This is a genomic window from Alteromonas sp. CNT1-28 (genome assembly GCF_022348345.1).
GTDB lineage: Bacteria > Pseudomonadota > Gammaproteobacteria > Enterobacterales > Alteromonadaceae > Alteromonas > Alteromonas macleodii.
The window spans coordinates 140,241-160,908 of record NZ_JAKREZ010000006.1 but is presented as its reverse complement, the minus strand read 5'-3'; the positions used below and the strand labels follow the sequence as shown (position 1 = coordinate 160,908).

Below are 20,668 nucleotides of genomic sequence, written 5' to 3'. Positions count from 1 at the left end.
ATGCGAATTATTAGCAACGGTAGAACCACCAGAGCTTTTTTAAAGTATAGTCAACTGGTAGCAAACCACTATTGATATTAAGCAAATATTTTTCATACTTTTGTATTAAATCAAAAGCATAGCTATAGTGAGCTATCTATTCACCGCCCCGCATACTGTAAATCAATGCGGTTAAACCACACGGTAAGAGTCATTATGAAAAAAACAATTACAACTTATTCTCCTATTGCAGCTGCAGTAGCGGGTTTATTCATGCTAACTGCCTGCAGCAAAAGCGCCGATACAACACAAACTCAAACGGCAAAACCTGAAACTGCAGCGGAGCAAACCTTACTTGTTGATGAGTCTCGCTTGTCTATTTATCACGGTGTAGATCTTACCAGCGATTTGTCACACCTTAGTGACAATCAACATAAGATGCTTTCACTATTAATCGATGCGTCGAAAATCATGGATGACTTGTTTTGGAAGCAAGCGTTTTTCGATGATAAAGATGCGTTTCTTTCTTCTATTAGCGACGAAAAGGTTCGTCACTTTGCAGCGATCAACTATGGCCCTTGGGATCGCTTAAATGGCGATACGCCTTTTTTAAGTGGCTATGAAGACAAAGCGCTGGGCGCTGAGTTCTACCCCCATGATATGGAAAAAGAGGAATTTGCCACGGCAGATTTTGGCGACAAACAAGGCCTTTATTCCATGGTGAAGCGCGATGAAGCGGGCAACCTTTATTCGGTGCCTTATTCTGAAGCCTTTAAAAGCGAATTAATGAAGGCGTCTGACTTACTTAAAAAAGCGTCAGAGCTTGCTGAAGATGAAAGCTTTAAACAATATTTGCAGCTGCGTTCTGAAGCCCTACTATCAAACGACTACCTGGCTTCTGACATGGCGTGGATGGATATGAAAACCAACCCTGTTGAGCTGGTTATCGGTCCTATTGAAAGCTACGAAGATCAACTCTTTGGCTATCGCGCAGCGTTTGAAGCCTATGTACTCATTAAAGATTTAGCATGGAGTGAAAAGCTAGCTAAATACGCGGCCTTCTTACCTGAATTACAGCAAGGCCTTCCGGTTGCTGAGGCATATAAAGCGGAAATGCCAGGGTCTGACGCAGACCTAAATGCCTATGATGTGGTTTACTACGCCGGTCACTCTAATGCAGGCAGCAAAACCATTGCAATTAACTTGCCCAATGACGAGCGTGTACAGCTAGAAAAAGGCACCCGCCGCCTTCAGCTTAAAAACGCGATGCGCGCTAAGTTCGATACTATTTTGGTGCCTATTGCGGATACGTTAATTGTACCAGAGCAACGTGAACACATTACGTTCGACGCCTTTTTCGCGAACACCATGTTTCATGAAGTGGCACACGGTTTAGGGATTAAGAACACCCTAGATGGTACAGGGACTGTGCGCGGAGCACTTAAAGAGCATGCGTCGGCTCTTGAAGAAGGCAAAGCGGATATTCTAGGTTTGTACATGGTACAAAGTCTTCTTGAAAAAGGTGAAATCACTGAAGGAACACTAGAAGATTATTACGTTACCTTTATGGCTGGCATTTTCCGTTCTGTGCGTTTCGGCGCAAGTTCTGCACACGGAAAAGCGAACATGATCCGCTTTAACTTCTTTGCCCAGCAAGGCGCCGTCGAGAAAACAGAAGACGGCATGTATCGCGTAAATATGGAGAAGATGGGCGCCGCAGTAGAAGCACTATCTGAACTAATCCTTACGTTACAAGGTGACGGCGATTACGATGGCGTAGCGAAGCTAGTAGAAACTATGGGTGTAATTAAACCCGATCTTGCTTCAGATTTAGCGCGCCTAGAGGCAGCGAGCATTCCAGTTGATATTCACTTCAACCAAGGTAAGAAAGTACTGGGGCTTGCTAACTAAGTAAGTACTGTACTCATTAAATAAAAATGCCGCCCTGAGATAACATCTAGGGCGGCATTTTTGTATTCTTAACTTTACACGCTATTCTACGTGTTGCTTCATATTTTCAGTATACGGAGGCCAGCCTAGCGGTTTGCCTGCCAACACGTGAAGGTGAATGTGATACACCGTTTGACCACCGTATTCATTACAGTTCATTACCGTACGAAAGCCTTGCTCAGCAAACCCTTGCTCCTTTGCAATTTTTGCTGCAACAAATGACAAGTGCCCCACCACTTCGCGATCTTCTTCGGCTATATCATTTACCGTTGCAATTTGCTTTTTCGGAATAACCAGAAAGTGAGTCGGTGCCTGAGGGTTTATATCTTTAAACGCCAGCGCCAATTCATCTTCGTACAATATCTCCGCTGGAATTTCCTTGCTGATGATTTTGTCAAATATTGTTTCTGCCATATCTCACTTCCCTTACCAATTAGGTGATTACCAATTATGTTAGCGGTGTTAAAACATTTGCCTGCGAACATAATTAAAAATTAAGTGCTATTGTGCGGCGCTGGGGCACATTCTCATGCGAATACCCCCCTCATACGAAGACCCCTCATACGAAGAATAGCGCCCTTTTTCTTTACTTAAGCGAAAACAAACCACAGTAGTATCACGCCCAACGCCAAGCGATAGATAACAAAAGGCAGCATGCCGATACGCGATATCCAGCTTAGGAACAAATAGATACAAAGGTAGGCGCTTACGAATGAAAACGCCGCGCCATAAAGCAACGCATACCAGTCTACCGCTTCGTTGGCATTAAGCAGGTCGAGAGTGGCCAAAAGCCCCGCGCCTAAAATAACTGGAATAGACAGCAAAAAGGAAAAGCGTGCACACGCTTCGCGCTTAAGGCCTAACATCAAACCTGCAGTCATCGTAATACCTGAGCGAGATGTGCCAGGAATGAGTGCCAATACTTGGGCTAACCCGATATAGATGGCTTGCTTAAGTGTCAGTCCTTCAAGCTCTTGTTCGCGTTTTGCAGTGGCATCGGCGTACCATAGCAGCAAACCAAAAATAATAGTGGTACCCGCTATTACCAGCGCCGTACGTGCGTTTTCTTCTATCCAGCCTTTCATTAAAAAGCCAATAATAACCGCTGGAATAGTTGCCACAATAACGTACCAAGCAAGCTTACTGTCGGTAGATTGTTGCTTGCTAAACCCTTGTGTTACCCAAGCTACGGTCATCTGAGCGATTTCTTGACGAAAATAGATCATAACCGCAAGCAGGCTTCCCACATGAACGGCGACATCAAACGCTAAGCCCTGACTTACCCAACCAAAAAGTTCAGCGGGCAACAACAAGTGTCCAGAGCTGCTGATAGGAAGAAATTCAGTAACGCCCTGAATAATTGCTAAAATAATAATTTCAAAAAGTGTCATTCCTTTGCTTAACTCCAAGTAAAGTCAATCGGCCATAATTGCTGTTTCTGTTTATCAAAGTTTTGCCACATTTTGGCATAGGTTTCTTGCGTTTCAGGGTGAATGTCGTTGGGAACAAGTTCAGCTAACGGCCAAAGCACAAACGCGTTGTAGCAAATCTCTTCGCGAGGTAAAACCACAGGGGTTGTGGTCACCTTACTATCATAGGTAAGCAAGTCGAGATCAAGGGTTCTGGCACAGAATTTTTTGTCTGTATGCACCCTGCCATTGTCTTTTTCAATGGCTTTAAGAATTGCGCACACTTCCTTAATACTTTTTGACGTCGTCGCACGGGCAGCAGCATTATAAAAAGGGCTTCCATTGAAGCCCACCGCTTCGCTCTCGTAGACCGAAGACACTGCAACATCTGAGAAGTGCTGTTTCAGGGCAACTAAAGATTGCTTGGTGTAATGCTCACGTTCAATATTAGAGCCAATGCTGATTAAGATGGTGTGTTGTGACATCAATTGCGCTCTTTACGCATTTCAACAGCAACCGTTTGCGCATTGGGAAGGATATTAGGCTTAACAATTTTAAGTGTTATTGACGCAACGGTGAAATTATCAAGAACGGCGTCCATCACTTTATTACCTAAAGCTTCAAGCAGCTCAAATGTGCTTTCTTTGCCTGCTTCTACAATACACTCTGCCACTTTTGCATAGTCTACTGTGTCTGCAACATCGTCGCTTTGCATCGCAGCGCTTAAATCAACATCAAGTGTTACATCAAGAAGTAGCTGGGTGGTTCTTACTCGCTCCCAGTCATAAACACCAATCAGGGTGTCTACTTCAAGCCCTGTTATATAAATTTTTCCCATGGAATTTTTCATCTTGTTCTGTTATCAAACCAGTTTATCGCCGTTTTTATTGGCCCTACTACTGGTCTTACTACTGCGCTTTCACCCACATATTGCTGGTAAACGGTGGCATATCGCGTTTGGATGGAGTAGCTTTACGCTTGTGTGGCACAACTATACCGCTGTATGACAACTGGGAGCAACCAAGGTTTCACAATTTAATGCGACTAAAGCCCATTGAACTTGCACACACCAAATTTAACGTAATAAAAGGCAATATTTTTAATAATTAGAATGACAAAATGATTTCGCTAACTCTTTTGATGATCGCTGTTGCCTATCTTTTCGGTTCACTTTCAAGTGCTGTGGTTATAAGCCAGCTGTTTGGTTTACCAGACCCACGAACCGCCGGCTCTAAAAATCCAGGTGCTACCAATGTGTATCGACTGGGCGGTCGTGTTCCAGCACTCCTCGTGCTTGTCATGGATATACTAAAAGGCACTATTCCCGTTTACGGCAGTTACTTTCTGGACATAGAGCCAATTATGTTAGGCGTCATTGCTATTTTTGCGTGCTTGGGGCATATCTTTCCGCTCTATTTTGGTTTCAAAGGTGGAAAAGCCGTCGCCACTGCGTTTGGCGCTATGCTCCCAATAGGCCTCGATTTAGCAGGTTTGCTTATTTTGAGTTGGGTAGTAGCGGTGTTTCTTACAGGCTATTCTTCATTGGGCGCGCTTATCGCAGTATCTCTTGCGCCGTTATTTACATTTTTGATTAAGCCTTTATATACCGTGCCCGTGGCAATGCTTTCGCTGCTTATCATTCTACGCCACAAAGACAACATTGCCCGACTTCTAGCGGGCAATGAGAGTAAAGTATGGGATAAGGGAAAAGTTAAAGAGTAAGCGCCTTTTCCAGAACATCTAACTTACCATCTATCGGCGTAACCGGCGCAATGCCAAGTATTTTGGCCAACGCAGGATAAACCTCCAGATTGCTAAACACTGGTAGGGTGGTATTCGTTTTAAACGCAGGTCCCACTGCAACAAACGTCGCCCCCATATCAGGCAGCGTGTTCATGTAGCCATGCCCACCTTTACTAATATGCATGCTGTTGGCGTTTTTAAAGCGTGCTGGCGGGGCTATCTCAATAATAATATCGCCGGTTCTATTTCCCGCTTCCATATGTCGCTCAGCGCGCTGGGTATCGTTAAGCACAATGTAACGGTTTTCGGCTATATGGGTAAGACGTTCTGTTTCTTCGGTGATTTGTTTATCGTTCACGCCCACTTTGGCGTAAAGATGAACTTGCGCTCCTTCATTTTCAATAATGAAGCTATCAGGTATAGATAAAGACTCAACTTCTATAAGCTGACTTTCATCAATGGGTGTCATGCCGTGATCCGACACCACCACCAAGTTTACCGGCAAATCTAATGCGTTAATGCGTTCATAAAGTTGACCAATAAGCGCATCCACTTCCTGCACCGCATCATTGGTTTTGTCGGCAAAAGGTCCTTCATCATGTCCAACCGAATCGGTAAGCGAGAAATAACCCGCAATAAAGCGAGGGCGCGACACCTCAGGCAGTTTCAACCAAGTTATAATTTGATCTACCCGCTGCTGGTAATCGGCGTATTTAGAGTAGTGATAGAAGTAGCTAGGTAAGGTACCTGATATGCGTGAATCAGACTCTGGCCAGAAGAAGGTAGCTGCCTTCATGCCATGATATTCCACTAAGTTCCATAGCGGCGTTGCCGTAATCCACGTGCTGTCCATGCCGCCGTAACCCAGCTTGTACTGCGCGTAGCCTTCTTTCGTTGGGCGAGACTTATCAAAAAATCGATTGTTCACGATGCCGTGGTGTTTCGGTAATAACCCAGTGATCAGTGAAATATGGTTGGGAAAGGTATTTGAAGGATAAACAGGGGTCATAGACGACGCTCTTACCCCTTTCTTTGCAATAGCACCAAGGTGTTGCGCGTTGTGCAATTCGATATAGTCGTGGCGAAATCCATCAAGAGAAATGAGCACTACATACTGATCTTGCTGCTCTTGCTTAAGGCCTTTTACAAAGTCATTCAAGGGTGCTTTGCTTGATGCAAATGCATTGGACGCAGTGAGCGCTGCAAAGGTAAGCGAAATAAATAACGACAATGCTAAATAGAATAGCGATGCATTTTGTTTTGTTCCGTCTGTTGCTAAGCGCATGATGTTTAACGTCCTTACTCAATGTTCATTTTAGTAAAACAAAAGGCAATGGAATGCGCTCCCATTGCCTTTTATTTATGATTTTTTGTTTTACCTGCTTGCTATGCTCAATATTTCCCCAGTGAACTCAGGGAAGACATAGTAGCGTTTACAACGAGGTGTTGCGCCTAATTACCGTTTTTTTATGGGTATCTAAACCGCCGATAAAGTATCAAGGGGCCAGCGCGGCTTGGCTTGAGAAGACAAGGCCAAGGTTTCTCCAGCTTTCAATCGCTGCATGCCCGCATAGGCAATCATGGCACCATTGTCTGTACAATACGCTAAGCTAGGATAAAACACCTCACCTTTTAGCTCTTGCATCAGGGCTTTCATCTCACTGCGCAACATTGTATTTGCACTTACGCCGCCAGCAATAACCAAACGCTTCATGCCAGTCTGCTTTAATGCTCGCTTACATTTTATAATAAGCGTATCAACTACTGCTTCTTGAAACGCGTAGGCAATATTGGCTTTAATTTGCTCAGCATCACCACCGGTTAGGTCAGCATCGCGAATGGTGTTCGCCGCAAAGGTCTTTAAACCACTGAAACTGAAATCTAGTCCTGGTCTGTCGGTCATCGGGCGAGGAAACTTATAGTGTCCCGCTTCTCCCTTTTCAGCCAATCTTGCTAAAAGAGGGCCGCCTGGGTAATCAAGGCCAAGTAACTTGGCGGTTTTATCAAAGGCTTCACCAGCGGCATCATCAATAGACTCACCAAGTACTTCATATTGACCAATGCCTTCGACTTTAACTAGCATTGAGTGGCCACCTGAAACCAATAAAGCAACGAAAGGAAATTCAGGAGCGTCGTCTTCAAGCATAGGCGCTAATAAATGCCCTTCCATATGATGAACGCCCACTGCTGGCACATTCCACGCGTAGGCCAATGAACGCCCGACAGACGAACCCACTAACAATGCGCCCACTAAACCGGGGCCTTGGGTAAAAGCAACGCCGTCGATCTCTGATGGTTGGGTGTTAGCGTCTTCCATAGCCTTTTCAATTAAAGGAATGATCTTTCTCACGTGATCCCGTGACGCAAGTTCAGGCACAACACCACCGTAGTCTGCGTGCAGCTTTACTTGGCTATATAGTTCGTGCGACAGCAACCCTTTTTCATCGTCGTAAACGGCGATGCCAGTTTCGTCACAAGATGTTTCTATTCCTAAAATACGCATGGGGAGTAACCCTTTTACTACTAACTTCAATGCTTCGTTTTTGGATTTGCTGTCGTCTTTTTATCACAACACGTGTTCACACAATTGTTGAGAACCATAATGACTAAGCAAATATCAAAAACTGAGAAAATAATTCTGGCGATCTGATGCGATCATCTTTATGATCCCGCCGCGATCATAACACTACCCTAGTCAGGATCATCTGATTCCACACTTTTGATCACTCATTTTTCAAAAGGGAATTGAGCAAGAAAACATTCTGAAAAGGGCGCTTACACAAGCCGAGTTAAACAACACGGTGCTTAACGAGCGCAGAGTTTACCTTTAATCCTGCATTCATGGAATGCCAGTGAACAGGTAAATGAACGGTAAATGCACAATATTGGCTATTTTTTGGCAATTCATCCTTTACTTTCTCTGTAGATATGATTAGAATTTCGCACCATTTTTAACCCGGGTGGCCTTTTTAGCGCACAATTTTACCCGGATTTACACAGTAAAAGTTTTGAGGTGAGTGTTTAATGCCTATCGTTAAAGTTAGAGAAAACGAGCCGTTTGATGTGGCGCTGCGTCGTTTTAAGCGTTCTTGTGAAAAAGCAGGTGTTCTTTCTGAAGTTCGTCGTCGTGAATTCTTCGAAAAGCCAACTTGGGAACGCAAGCGCAAGAAAGCTGCCGCTAAGAAGCGTCATCTTAAGAAGCTAGCTCGTGAAAACGCACGTCGCGTAAAACTCTACTAATATAGGGTTAAGTAACGAGTCTGAAAGGTGTTGCAATTGCAGCACCTTTCGCGTTTCTGGGCCTTTATTTTTTTGGCCTTATTCTTAACGACTCCATTTTTTCCTTTTCAAATGGTTGCATTTGATTTTCAACCTGGGGCTTAATAATACCAGTCCGCATAGATGATTATCCACTCAGCGAGCTACATCAAGGTGACACAACAAAGAGTACGGACATTTTAAACTCGCCCTTCGGGAAGGTCTGGCAAGCTTCCTAGCTTCATTCTGGGAATTTGAAAGGGGACACATTCCTGCATTCCCACGCTTCGCTAGGAAACTTGCCAGCGCCTTCTGAGTGGGCAATGATCTATGCGGATTGGTATAAACTCTACTAATAAAAAATCAGGAAACATCATGGCACTAATTGATGATTTAAAAACTGCGCAAAAAGATGCGATGCGTGCAAAAGAAAAAGTACGTCTTGGTACTATTCGTATGGCAATGGCTGCCATTAAACAAAAAGAAATCGATGAGCAAATTACGCTAGACGACAGTGCAATCTTAGCGGTACTAACCAAAATGGTTAAGCAGCGCCAAGACGCCGCCGCGCAATACGACGCAGCCAATCGCGACGACCTAGCTAGCAAAGAGCGTGAAGAAATCACTTACATTGAAGATTTCTTACCTCAGCCTTTGACTGACGATGAGCTAAATGCACTTATCGACGAAACCATGGCTGCGACCGGAGCATCGGGTATGCAGGATATGGGTAAAGTCATGGGCGCCTTGAAACCTAAGGTTCAAGGCCGCACCGACATGGGTGCTTTGAGTGCAAAAATTAAGGCGCGTTTGAACGCTTAAACTCTGCTCTTTCGTAAAAGTGAAGCGTGTAGAAGGTGTGCATTGTCACACCTTCATTGTTCTCATTTTTACACTTCCCTGTTAAAGTAGATTACTGTTTTCATAATGTTGTAGCCTGTCGCTTGAAGCGCAGTTACGACTTGTGCTTTTCTCATTCTTTTTGAACTGAATCTTTTTTAACTAACCCTTTTTGAAAGTACCCTCATGGCTGGAAAGATACCTCGCGATTTTATAGACGACTTGCTGTCACGTACCGATGTGGTAGAAGTGGTAGATAGCCGAGTTAAACTTAAAAAAGCAGGTAAAAACTACCAAGCGTGCTGCCCTTTTCATAACGAAAAGTCGCCATCTTTCACTGTTAGTCAAGACAAACAGTTTTACCACTGTTTCGGCTGTGGCGCTCACGGTAACGCTATCTCGTTTATTATGGAATTCGACCGCTTAGAATTTGTCGAGGCGATTGAAGAACTAGCCCGTTATCACGGGCTTGAAGTGCCACGTGAAAAAGGCAGTCGCCCTGCCATGAGCGAAGAGAAAAAGCAGCAACAGCAAGACGATTATGCAGTCATGGAGCAAGTTGCGCGCTTCTTCCAGCACCAGTTACGTCAAAATGGTAATAGCAAAAAAGCCATCGACTACTTGAAAAACCGTGGATTAAGCGGCGATATCGTTAAGCAATGGGAAATTGGCTACGCGCCAGACAGTTGGGACGCGTTGCTAAATACCTTTGGCAAAGATCCACAGCGCATCAAGCAACTGGTCGATTTAAAGCTGGTCAATAAAAACGACCAAGGGCGTACTTACGACTTCTTCCGCGACCGCATTATGTTTCCTATCAGGGACAAACGGGGTCGTGTGGTGGGTTTCGGCGGCCGAGTATTAGATGACGGCGGCCCTAAATACTTAAACTCGCCAGAAACCCGCATTTTCCACAAAGGCAGTGAGCTCTTTGGCTTTTATTCTGCCAGACAAAAAAATCGTAGCCTGGATACCGTCGTTATTGTAGAAGGCTATATGGACGTAGTGGCGCTCAGTCAATTCGACATTAATATTGCTACCGCTGCGTTGGGCACAGCTACCACACCTGAACATATTCAAATGCTGGTTCGCGCTACGTCTCACATTGTATGCTGTTATGACGGTGACCGCGCAGGGCGTGAAGCTGCATGGCGCGCGTTAGAAAACGCCCTGCCCGCGTTAAAAGACGGCGTGCGTATTTCGTTTTTATTCTTACCCGACGGCGAGGATCCTGACACTATGGTGCGTCAGGTGGGGAAAGATGCGTTTATGGAAATGCTAGATGACGCCATGCCGTTATCCCGCTTCTTCTTTGAAAACTTATTAAAAACGCACAATGTGGGCACGCCGGAAGGTAAAATTGCCCTTAAGAAAGCGGCAATGCCGCTTATCGAAAGCACATTAGGTGATGATCAAAAGCAAATGCTGCTGGAAGAATTAGCCAAGCACACTGGCGAGTTTGACCGGTTTAAACTTCAGCAAGATATCACCAAAGCCAATCAAGGTTCGAAGCAAGCTTATTCTCCGAATCGCAATCAAGTAAACAAGCCTAAACTATCACCGCTTCGCATGCTGATACGCTTGCTGCTTGATAAACCTGAATTAGCCACACTATGTGAAGACGTTCAAATTGATATTTTTGCGGGCAGCAACGCTGCTGGCATGGATTTATTACGCGATGTGCATCGCTATTGCGTGAGTCACCCTCAAGCAAAAACCGCGCAGCTTGTTGAAAATTTCCGCGACCATCCCCATTCTTCTACTATCGCGAAATTATTGTTACAAGAACACTTGGTTAAAGACGAGGATGCTGAACGGGTTTACAACGACAGCTTCGCTCGCTTACTGGACGGGCATTTCGATAGCCGCATTGAAACCTTAATTTCACGCTCGCGGGTTCAGCCGCTGACACAGGCGGAAAAACAGGAATTGAACCTGCTTATGAGGGAAAGACAGAAGAGTTAACCTTGGGCAAACTGACCTAGAGGTTAGCCTGTTCTTCTGTAGGCTTTTGCATAAGGCTTTTTTTAAACGCTTATGTTAGTGAGATTAAGTTAACGAGATTATTTTAGCAAGAATACGCGCTGTAAGTATGCGCTGTTTTGTAGCTTAAAAACACTGGCTAAAAAATCGGCCATCAATCTGGTAAAACCACCGTTTATTCTGCTATACTGGCTAATTCGCTGTGGGCACAGATAAACGTGTCTCATTCACTATAAAGTGAACAAAAATACAGCAGCACGAGTAGCAAAGATATAGCCGAACATAACGGGCAGATCCGAACCCGAGCAGATGTGCATCGCAACATAATGGTTTAGACCAGCGTGGCATCGAGCATTAACGGCCTTGATACAAAAGCAGTACTACAGCAGAACGGGGAACATACCTAGACGTATGTTGTCTTTTCTATTGCAAACTAATTGAATGTGAGAAGTGTAGGTTATATGGCGCAAAGCAAGCAGTCTCAGATTAAACTCCTGATTGCAAAAGGTAAAGAGCAAGGTTACTTAACCTTTGCAGAAGTAAACGACCACCTGCCGCAAGATATTGTCGATTCTGATCAAATCGAAGACATAATCCGCATGATTAACGACATGGGAATTCAAGTTTCTGAATCAGCTCCTGATGCAGACGAACTTCTCATGCAAGAAGCGAATGCTGATGAAGATGCTGCAGAAGCGGCAGCTCAGGCATTAGCTACTGTAGAAAGCGAAATTGGCCGTACGACTGACCCAGTTCGCATGTACATGCGTGAAATGGGTACGGTTGAACTTCTTACTCGTGAAGGCGAAATTGAAATCGCTAAACGAATTGAAGATGGTATCAACCAGGTACAATGTTCAGTTGCTGAATACCCAGAAGCTATCACTTATCTATTAGACCAGTGGGATCTTTACGAAGCAGAAGAAATTCGCTTGAGCGACATCATCTCTGGCTTTGTTGATCCTAACGATGAGCAAGACCTTGCTCCAACGGCTACTCACGTTGGTTCTGAATTATCTGAAGAAGAGTTAGATGATGAAGACGACGATGAAGATGATGACGATAGCGACGAAGACGATAGCGGTGTTGACCCAGAGTTAGCCCGTGAGCGTTTCACTGAGCTTCGTGAGCAATACCTTAAAACTCGTGAAGTTATCGAGAAGAAAGGCCGAGCTCATGCTGACTCTCGCACGCAAATCAATGCATTAAGCGATGTTTTCAAAGAATTCCGCCTAGTTCCAAAACAGTTCGATCGCATGGTTAAGAACATGCGTGAGATGATGGACAAAGTGCGTATTCAAGAGCGTCTAGTAATGAAGTTCTGCGTGGTTAACGCAAAAATGCCGAAGAAAGACTTCATCAAAGCATTTGCGGGCAACGAAACGTCTAATGCATGGTTACATGAAGCAGTTAAATCAGGTGCACCATACGCCGCTGACCTTGCTGTAAATCAGGAAGAAATTGAGCGCTGTATTAGCAAGATGAACCAAGTTGAACAGGAAACTGGCTTGGTGATCGCAGATATCAAAGACATCAACCGTCGCATGTCAATCGGTGAAGCGAAAGCACGCCGCGCGAAGAAAGAAATGGTTGAAGCTAACTTACGTCTTGTTATCTCAATTGCTAAGAAGTACACCAACCGTGGTCTTCAATTCCTAGACCTTATTCAAGAAGGTAACATTGGTCTAATGAAGGCGGTGGATAAGTTCGAATACCGTCGTGGTTATAAGTTCTCAACTTATGCAACGTGGTGGATTCGTCAGGCGATTACTCGCTCTATTGCTGACCAGGCGCGTACTATCCGTATCCCTGTTCACATGATTGAGACGATCAACAAGCTTAACCGTATCTCTCGTCAAATGCTTCAGGAAATGGGTCGTGAGCCTACCCCTGAAGAGTTGTCAGAGCGCATGTTAATGCCTGAAGACAAAATTCGTAAGGTACTTAAAATTGCTAAAGAGCCAATCTCGATGGAAACCCCAATCGGTGATGATGAAGATTCACATCTTGGCGACTTTATCGAGGACAGCACGATTATTCAGCCCCTCGACTCAGCAACTGGCGGTAGCTTGAAAGATGCAACGCAGGAAGTACTAGCAGGCCTGACCGCCCGTGAAGCAAAAGTACTTCGTATGCGCTTCGGTATCGACATGAATACTGACCACACCCTTGAAGAAGTAGGCAAGCAGTTTGACGTAACCCGTGAGCGTATTCGTCAAATTGAAGCGAAAGCACTTCGCAAACTTCGCCACCCTAGCCGTTCTGAGCAGCTACGCAGCTTCTTAGACGAATAGAAAAAGCATTGCTTTGACTAAAAATCCCCAGCCTTGGCTGGGGATTTTTTTATGCCTTCGTTTTATGCTAATTCCGCTTTACTAGCGCTAGTAACAATGACTTTTGAAATGTAATTAGCACCTACAAAAAAGCCTCCTTGCGGAGGCCCTAAATAGCATTTGATAAGGTGTTATACTCTAAATTGCTTCGCAATTGACTCAAGGTGCTGCGCTAGGTCGGCAAGCTCATTACACATGCTGCCTAGTTCACCTGAACGGCTCGCTGTTTGCTCGGTACGCTCATGAATCTCATCAACGTGACGAACTATGTCAACCGCGACTGTGCGTTGATCTTCCGTGTTGTGCGCGATTTGCTCGTTCATTTGGTTGATGCGCCCAATAGTACTGGTAATAGTTTCTAGACTGCTTCCCGCTTTGTTGGCTGTTTCAACGCTGCTAGTTGCTTGTTCGGTACCACGTGACATTACCTCTACTGCCGAGTGTGCGGCACTTTGAAGCTGTTCAATGGTGCTTTGAATTTCTTCCGTAGACTGCTGTGTGCGCGATGCTAGCGTTCTCACTTCATCTGCGACTACCGCAAAGCCTCTACCCTGTTCACCCGCTCTTGCGGCTTCAATGGCGGCATTTAGTGCTAACAGGTTGGTTTGCTCTGCAATACCTTTGATCACATCCAGCACCGAGCCAACTTTATTAGAATCAGACTCTAAACGAGCTATAACGTCAGCAGTTTCGCGTACGTTCTCAGCAAGCTGCTGAATACTGGTAACGGTTTGCTGTACGATTTGACGACCTTCACTCGCCGCTGTTGTCGCTTCGTTAGCGTCACTGGCCGCCTGCGCTGCGCTATGTGCAACACCGTCAACAGAGCCACTCATCGTATCTACCGCACGCTTAGCATTGGTTGCAGACTTTTGCTGTACATCAATGGTGCGCTGGGTTTCTTCCGTTACACCGCGTAAGTTCTGCGCTAGGTTTGATAGCGGTAAACTCGCTTCTACCACATCACGCACTACGCCTTGCAGTTTGTCCATGAATTGGTTGAACCAATACACCAACTCGCCAATTTCATCTTCGCTTTTGGTTTCTATGCGAACCGTTAGGTCACCGTTTTCTTGAGCAATATCTTTAAGGGAACGAACAACGTCATCAATACTTTGCTTAATGCCGCGAACAATAGGTACCGCTGTTCCAAACAGCAATATAGTCACAACCACGGCTAAAATGACGCCTGTGCTAATTAACGAGGTATTGGCACTGTCTGTATTTTTAAATGCTTCTTCAAATGCCGCCTGTTGAGCATCACGAAATTGAGACATCGCAGCGATGGCACCATCGTATGACTGATTCATTTGGGCTGAGAGTTCGCCTAAACGACTGAAGTCGGCAGTGCCGTTGACCATAGACTGTGATACGTCGTAGGCAACATCGAAATAATTATCAAAGCCTGAGGAAATGCGGGAAATTTCACTACGAAACTCAGGGCTAATAGAAGCAATTTGGTTTAAGCCGCTTTTTGCTTCTTCGGCGAGCTCTTGCGCCATAGTAAGGGTGTCTTGATCACCAGTGGTCACTGCGCTCGCAAGGGTATCGCGAACCTTTTGCATATCAACTAAGGTCGATGCTGATAGTTGAAGGGCAGGAAATTGAACTTTCTGAACTTTTTCTAGCGTTGCACCATTATTGAGTGCGGTATAGACAGTGATAAGCAAGTAAATAATAAAACTTAGCGCTGCGATCCCAGGAATGAGGAAAATCTTTGTCGCAATTGGCATTTTTTTTAGAAAGTTCATCAGCTATCCCACTGTTTTTTATAATTGCTTAACTACGTTTCAGTTTTACCTGAAAAAACATCATATCTAATTTATCTACCCAATAGCTAAAATCTTTAATGAAATTATGGCCTCGCACCAAAATGCAAGGCCATAACGAGTAGTTAGAACGTATAGTTTACGCCTACTTTGAGCAGTGTTGCATCATTTAGATCGTTTAGATCATCTGAATACCAAGTTACGTCAGTTTTAAGTGCAAAACCTGGCTCAACATCGTAGCGAAGACCAACAGTAACTGCAGATACATCTAGCTCCTGTTGAGCAGCAATACCTGCCGCAGTTTGGTAAATACCCGGCGAGCCATTTGCGCCGTTCCACGTAGCATCAACCACGGCATCACCTGTCGCAATCGTAGCAGGCAATGCAGCAATTAAACCTAGCTGAGTACCATTATCCGCTTCTTCAACTTCGTAAGTAATATGTGGTGTAAACTTGCCAAAGCGCATACCCGCCGTAACGTACCATGCTTTATTATCGGCAATAACAGAGCCATCAACTTCTGTTTGGGTAAATTCTGCACCCACAAACCAATCGTACTTATCGATATCAACAGCCACTTCAAAGAAGGTACCTGTATCTTCGTTAACACTCAGGCCTTCAGCGGCTAAAGACGCCGCAGGAATAAAGGCACCATATTGATTTAAACCACCAACAAATGTGTCAAAGTCAGCATTCGCAGCACTTGTTTTACCACGTGCTAGCAAAGTACGCGCACTGAACCAATCACGTGTTGCTTCAAATGAAACAGCGACCACGTTTTCCAACTCTAACGCAGCAGGCGTTCCTGAAATGGTGGTATCAGCCTCAACACGACCAACGGTAAACTGCGCACCATATTCCCAGTCACCTGAGTAGTTCATGTAGTCAACACGAACACCGTCAATGTTGTTGAAGTCAATGCCATATACAGCATCTGGTGGTGTTAGCCAGTGATACGAGTAACCGATATCTAATGACGCAGAGTACTTAAATAAAGGCATGCGCAGACGGCCTGCACTGATGTTGAAGTTGTTGTTCAACATATAGGTCATGTACGCCCATTCAAAATCGGCGTCGTAATCTTCACTACCACGGCCAACCAGCTGGGCGGTCGCAGAGAGCTTATCGCTAACATCACCACGAACCTGAAGGCCAAATACACTTGCAGGGTCGAAGTTAAAGTCGCTGTCGTAATCGTACACTGACTCGTCATCGTCTAGTGTCATACCACCAATAAGGTTTGCAAAGCCGTTGATTTGAATATCAGCCAGTGCCGGAGTAGCTAACAGGCCAGCCATAGATAAGATAGCAAGTTTGGTTTTCATGCGTGTTCCTTAAATTCTTTGTATAAACGGTCAGTTAAAAGGTAGCGACTACTCGTACGCTGTCATTAACAGCGCCAGCGTCGACGTAACCAATTGCGCCAGGGTTTCCTGCTACTGCAGATACAACTTCTGCATCGCTACCCAGAGCTTTTGGCGGTTGACCTTTACCGGTAAATACTAGTTTTGACCAAAACGCAGTTAATTGTGCTGCGGTTTTGTTTAATACCTTGCCGTTAAATTCATCAGTGGCAGATTGGCCTTCAGCTAACGCAACTGGCTCGGCTTGCGTACCGCTTGGAAACGCCTTTGCTTTATTTAGAAATAAACGGCTAATACTATCTTTATCAAGGGTGTCAGCGTTACTTGGATGAACAATAACTGCTACATCGGCAAAAGCTACGTTACAGCACAATCCTGCTGCAAGTATCCATTTCTTCATGATATGTCCTCTAGAGTCTGTTGAATGCTTGCTCTTCGCTTTTAACTTTCTTGCTAACCCGTTTGCACGGAAAGTGGAGCTTTTAAACGGCTTGAGACAAACATGTGCGTGTGTGCTCATACTCATACAACGGGGTAAGTATTGGTCACAATTGCCATATTCGCCAATTTGAGCGTGAAAATTTTAGCGTTTAAAAATTAATGACTTATACAAGCGTTTGATTTTGGCGCGAAGTGTAGATGAAGTTGTAAGTTAAGCAACTATACAAATGTCTAATACATACCTTTATGCATTATGGCTACAAATAAGAATTAATGATGAGAACAATAAAAAGCAAATTATTTTATCTTATTCAGTAGGTTAAGGGAGTTCACCACAAAACACTTAGTGATAAGCGCTGATATTTACGTATATAAAAACATACGAAAAAGATAATCCTTACAGCCCCTTCCTGTATATTTTTGAATCAGCCCTTGTTGAGAATGTATTGAAGAAAATAAAGGATAAGCGGGGCTTGTACCCCGCTAATGGTTACGATTCGCCTTTTTTATAAGGGATCGACTGCTCCAGCTTCTCTATCTCCATTGTTCGTTGAAGTGGAGAACCGGTGTTTCTTGCCAGCCAACTATAAGCGGTGGGAACAACATAAAGTGTCATGAAGGCAGAAACGAGAACACCAGAGAAAATGACCATACCAATAACCATTCTGCTTTCTGCTCCTGGTCCAGACGCGAGTACAAGTGGTAAGGAGCTAAATACCGTAGTGAAGCCGGTCATTACGATAGGACGTAGGCGCTGCGCGGCTGCGCGTTTAAGCGCATATTCAAACTCCATACCGGCATCCCGTAGTTGGTTTGCAAACTCGACAATAAGAATACCGTTTTTTGCGGCAAGTCCAATTAGCATAACCAAACCGATTTGACTGTATATATTGATCGTCATATCGCTAAAGAATAGCCCGATATAGGCTCCAACAAGCGCCAACGGCACGGTCAGCATGATGACTAACGGGTGCACCCAGCTTTCAAATTGCGCAGCCAATATTAAGTAAGTGACAGCGAGTGCCAGCATAAATACATATACAAATGAATTACCCGCTTCCTGATACAGCTGTGACTCGCCTTTGTAATCTATTGATACATTGTCAGGCAGTTCTGTACTTACAATGTTTTCTAAATATTCAAGTGCCTGCCCTAGCGTATAACCGTCCGCCAAGTTGGCAGAAATAGTGACAGCACGCATTCTGTTGTAGCGATTTAACTGTGCTGACGTGGCTTGCTCTTCAAACGTGAGTAAATTGTCCATAGGAATGAGCTCGCCAGTACGGGATGAACGCACGTACAAATTTTCTATGCTGTTAGGGCTTCGAAAATCTTCCTCTATACCTTCCATGATGACATCGTATTCTTCGCCCCTATCAAGGAATGTTGACACCCTGCGCTGACCCAGCATCACTTCCAGTGTGCCGCCAATATCACTAATTGATACCCCAAGATCAGCGGCCCTGTCGCGGTTAATATTCACCAATAGCTGTGGTGAGGTTTCTTTATAATCGGAGTCTAGTCGAATGAGCCTTGGGTTCTGCGCTGCCTTTTGTAGAACAATGTCTCGCCATTCAACCAGATTTTCGTAGGTATCGCCTTGTAAGACGAACTGAACAGGACGGCCGAGGCCTCCTCCAGAAATCCCGCTGCGCATGATGGCAAAAGCACGAACGTCAGGCACGCTGTTAAGTTTGGCGCTGATTTCATCCATGAGCGAAAATGTACTGAAATCTCGCTCATCCCAGTCTGCAGACCCCACAATTGCGATACCCGCATTACCGCCGAAACCAGGTGTTCTAACCAAAAGGCGATTGATTTTCCCACTCTCGCGGTAAGGCATTAAGATACTTTCAATCTTTTCGAGATTCTTTGCGTTACTTTCGAAACTAGCCCCTTCCTGCGCGTTCATCAAAATGAAGAAATTGCCTCTGTCTTCTTTGGGAACGAACTCGCTAGGCACTTTTTCAGAAAGCTGTACCAATGCAACGATAGCAATAGCAAGCATAAGCAGCATCAAAATAGGCTGATGCAACGTTTTACCTAGCGTATTGAAGTAGCCGTTCTCTAGTTTAGAGAACTGCTTGTCCATCCAACTTCCAAAGCCAGACGATCGGGTTCTTTTTTTAAGGATTTTCGACGCCATCATGGGCGACAACGTAAGTGCGGTAAAGCTTGAAAACGCTACCGCAGCAGCTATGGCCAATGCGAACTCCGTAAATAGCCTTCCAATGTTGCCCTCAAGGAAAACCAACGGTACAAACACAGAAATAAGCACCAGCGTTGTTGCAATAACCGCAAACCCAACTTCTTTAGCGCCGCGGTAGGCGGCCAAAATAGGTGGTTCGCCCATTTCTATGCGTCGGTAGATGTTCTCAAGCACAACTATGGCGTCATCCACCACCAAACCGATGGCTAGCACCATAGCAAGCAGGGTAAGAAGGTTGATCGAAAACCCCAGTGCATACATCACGATAAAAGCGGCAATAATAGAAACGGGTACGGTAACTGCCGGAATCAACGTGGCGCGAATATTACCTAGGAAAAGGTAAATAACGATCACCACCATGAGCATCGCTATACCTAAAGTCTCATATACTTCATCGATCGACGCCTCAATAAATACCGACGAATCATAGCTGGGTACAATAAAAATATTATCAGGAAGGGTGGCTTCAATTCTTTCAATTTGCGCTTTCGCTGCACGGGCAACGTCTAAGGTGTTGGCTTTGGACTGTTTAATAATTCCGAGTCCAATCATATTGACGCCATCACCACGAAACTCGGTTTCGTCATCTTCGGCTGTTAACTCAACATGGGCTATTTCGCCAAGCCGCACAAGATAGCCGTTGTCGCCTATCGCAACCGTCAGCGCGGCAAAGTCGTCAGGTGTAAGAAAGGTTCGCGCAACCCGTACTTCAAAGTTACGGTCAGTACTTTCCACTTCCCCCGCCGGCAATTCCACATTCTCGGCGCGAATGACTTGCTCTACATCGTTTACCGTAATACCTCTTGCCGCCATTGCATTGCGGTCTAAGAACACTTTCATGGCATAGCGCCTGCCTCCCCCAATTTGAACTCGGGCGACACCATCGACAATTGAAAGCCTATCCACTAATACGCGCTCTGCGTAGTCAGTTAGCTCCATGGTATTTAGGTTTGTGCTTCGCAAGTTGTACCATACCACGGCACTTTCATCGGAATTTGCTTTAGACACCTCAGGAGGATCAGCTTGATCAGGCAAGTTATTGAGTGCGCGACTTACTCGCTCGCGCACGTCATTCGCGGCAGCATCAATATCACGAGAGAGCTTAAATTCAATGGTAATGTCTGAACGACCATTACGAGAGGTCGAGGTAACGTTTTTTATCCCCTCTATACCCGATATTCTATCTTCCAATAGCTGGGTGATCCGAGTCTCAACAATATTAGCCGATGCCCCTGTATAGGTCGTACTCACCGAGACAATCGGTGGGTCGATATCAGGGTATTCACGCAAACTCAACATGGTAAAAGCGACAATACCGAAAATGATCAGCAGTAAATTAATAACCGTTGCGAAAACAGGGCGCTTTACAGAGACGTCTGACAATAACATG

General features: G+C 44.9%; 16 protein-coding genes. 6 read left to right on the top strand and 10 right to left on the bottom strand.

Annotated elements, in window-relative coordinates:
* Positions 1–195: 195 nt before the first annotated feature.
* Positions 196–1,890 (top strand): Zn-dependent hydrolase, encoded by a 1,695-nt coding sequence (locus tag MHN02_RS05455; protein WP_239244952.1) that lies wholly within the window; start codon positions 196–198, stop codon positions 1,888–1,890.
* An 81-nt stretch (positions 1,891–1,971) separates the two neighbouring features.
* On the opposite strand, the gene MHN02_RS05450 is transcribed toward MHN02_RS05455, so the two are convergent.
* The 4 genes from MHN02_RS05450 to folB form a co-directional block, all read right to left on the bottom strand.
* The gene (locus tag MHN02_RS05450) at positions 1,972–2,343 is read right to left on the bottom strand and encodes a histidine triad nucleotide-binding protein (protein WP_239244950.1); all 372 of its coding nucleotides are present in this window, start codon (positions 2,341–2,343) and stop codon (positions 1,972–1,974) included.
* A 176-nt stretch (positions 2,344–2,519) separates the two neighbouring features.
* Positions 2,520–3,320 (bottom strand): undecaprenyl-diphosphate phosphatase, encoded by an 801-nt coding sequence (locus tag MHN02_RS05445; protein ID WP_014948273.1) that lies wholly within the window; start codon positions 3,318–3,320, stop codon positions 2,520–2,522.
* 8 nt (positions 3,321–3,328) lie between these two features.
* Positions 3,329–3,823, bottom strand: coding sequence for a 2-amino-4-hydroxy-6-hydroxymethyldihydropteridine diphosphokinase (gene folK / locus MHN02_RS05440; protein ID WP_110288498.1), 495 nt, complete (start codon positions 3,821–3,823; stop codon positions 3,329–3,331).
* On the bottom strand, positions 3,823–4,176 hold the full coding sequence (gene folB / locus MHN02_RS05435) for a dihydroneopterin aldolase (RefSeq protein WP_171338322.1): 354 nt from the start codon (positions 4,174–4,176) through the stop codon (positions 3,823–3,825). The genes folK and folB overlap by 1 nt, the downstream gene beginning before the upstream one ends.
* Positions 4,177–4,457: 281 nt before the next feature.
* On the opposite strand from folB, the gene plsY reads away from it, so the two are divergent.
* Entirely contained in the window at positions 4,458–5,060 is a 603-nt protein-coding gene (gene plsY, locus MHN02_RS05430) for a glycerol-3-phosphate 1-O-acyltransferase PlsY (RefSeq protein ID WP_014978323.1), read from the top strand.
* Here plsY and MHN02_RS05425 read toward each other — a convergent pair.
* Both MHN02_RS05425 and tsaD read right to left on the bottom strand, forming a co-directional pair.
* Positions 5,050–6,366 carry an ectonucleotide pyrophosphatase/phosphodiesterase gene (locus MHN02_RS05425; RefSeq protein ID WP_171338321.1) on the bottom strand — a complete coding sequence of 439 codons (1,317 nt, stop codon included), beginning with the start codon at positions 6,364–6,366 and terminating at the stop codon, positions 5,050–5,052. The two genes, plsY and MHN02_RS05425, sit on opposite strands and share 11 nt — an antisense overlap.
* A gap of 192 nt (positions 6,367–6,558) precedes the next feature.
* Positions 6,559–7,584 carry a tRNA (adenosine(37)-N6)-threonylcarbamoyltransferase complex transferase subunit TsaD gene (gene tsaD / locus MHN02_RS05420; RefSeq protein ID WP_239244948.1) on the bottom strand — a complete coding sequence of 342 codons (1,026 nt, stop codon included), beginning with the start codon at positions 7,582–7,584 and terminating at the stop codon, positions 6,559–6,561.
* Between the two features lie 521 nt (positions 7,585–8,105).
* Here tsaD and rpsU point away from each other — a divergent pair.
* The 4 genes from rpsU to rpoD all read left to right on the top strand — a co-directional run bounded on the left by rpsU (position 8,106) and on the right by rpoD (position 13,456).
* Positions 8,106–8,321 (top strand): 30S ribosomal protein S21, encoded by a 216-nt coding sequence (gene rpsU / locus MHN02_RS05415; protein ID WP_012517258.1) that lies wholly within the window; start codon positions 8,106–8,108, stop codon positions 8,319–8,321.
* Between the two features lie 393 nt (positions 8,322–8,714).
* Positions 8,715–9,161 carry a GatB/YqeY domain-containing protein gene (locus tag MHN02_RS05410; protein ID WP_239244946.1) on the top strand — a complete coding sequence of 149 codons (447 nt, stop codon included), beginning with the start codon at positions 8,715–8,717 and terminating at the stop codon, positions 9,159–9,161.
* Positions 9,162–9,365: 204 nt separating this feature from the next.
* Positions 9,366–11,144: a DNA primase gene (gene dnaG / locus MHN02_RS05405; protein ID WP_049587032.1), complete on the top strand. Its 1,779-nt coding sequence runs from the start codon at positions 9,366–9,368 to the stop codon at positions 11,142–11,144.
* A 479-nt stretch (positions 11,145–11,623) separates the two neighbouring features.
* A complete protein-coding gene (rpoD, locus tag MHN02_RS05400; RefSeq protein WP_014948265.1) occupies positions 11,624–13,456 on the top strand; it encodes an RNA polymerase sigma factor RpoD in 1,833 nt (610 codons plus the stop codon).
* 170 nt (positions 13,457–13,626) lie between these two features.
* Here rpoD and MHN02_RS05395 read toward each other — a convergent pair whose 3' ends face one another.
* The 4 genes from MHN02_RS05395 to MHN02_RS05380 all read right to left on the bottom strand — a co-directional run bounded on the left by MHN02_RS05395 (position 13,627) and on the right by MHN02_RS05380 (position 20,667).
* Positions 13,627–15,246, bottom strand: coding sequence for a methyl-accepting chemotaxis protein (locus tag MHN02_RS05395; RefSeq protein WP_239244943.1), 1,620 nt, complete (start codon positions 15,244–15,246; stop codon positions 13,627–13,629).
* 143 nt (positions 15,247–15,389) lie between these two features.
* Positions 15,390–16,589: a hypothetical protein gene (locus MHN02_RS05390; RefSeq protein WP_014948263.1), complete on the bottom strand. Its 1,200-nt coding sequence runs from the start codon at positions 16,587–16,589 to the stop codon at positions 15,390–15,392.
* A gap of 34 nt (positions 16,590–16,623) precedes the next feature.
* Complete coding sequence (locus MHN02_RS05385; protein WP_039224509.1) at positions 16,624–17,028, bottom strand: phosphate ABC transporter substrate-binding protein; 405 nt, start codon at positions 17,026–17,028, stop codon at positions 16,624–16,626.
* Between the two features lie 531 nt (positions 17,029–17,559).
* Positions 17,560–20,667 carry an efflux RND transporter permease subunit gene (locus MHN02_RS05380; RefSeq protein ID WP_014978315.1) on the bottom strand — a complete coding sequence of 1,036 codons (3,108 nt, stop codon included), beginning with the start codon at positions 20,665–20,667 and terminating at the stop codon, positions 17,560–17,562.
* Position 20,668: the final 1 nt, after the last annotated feature.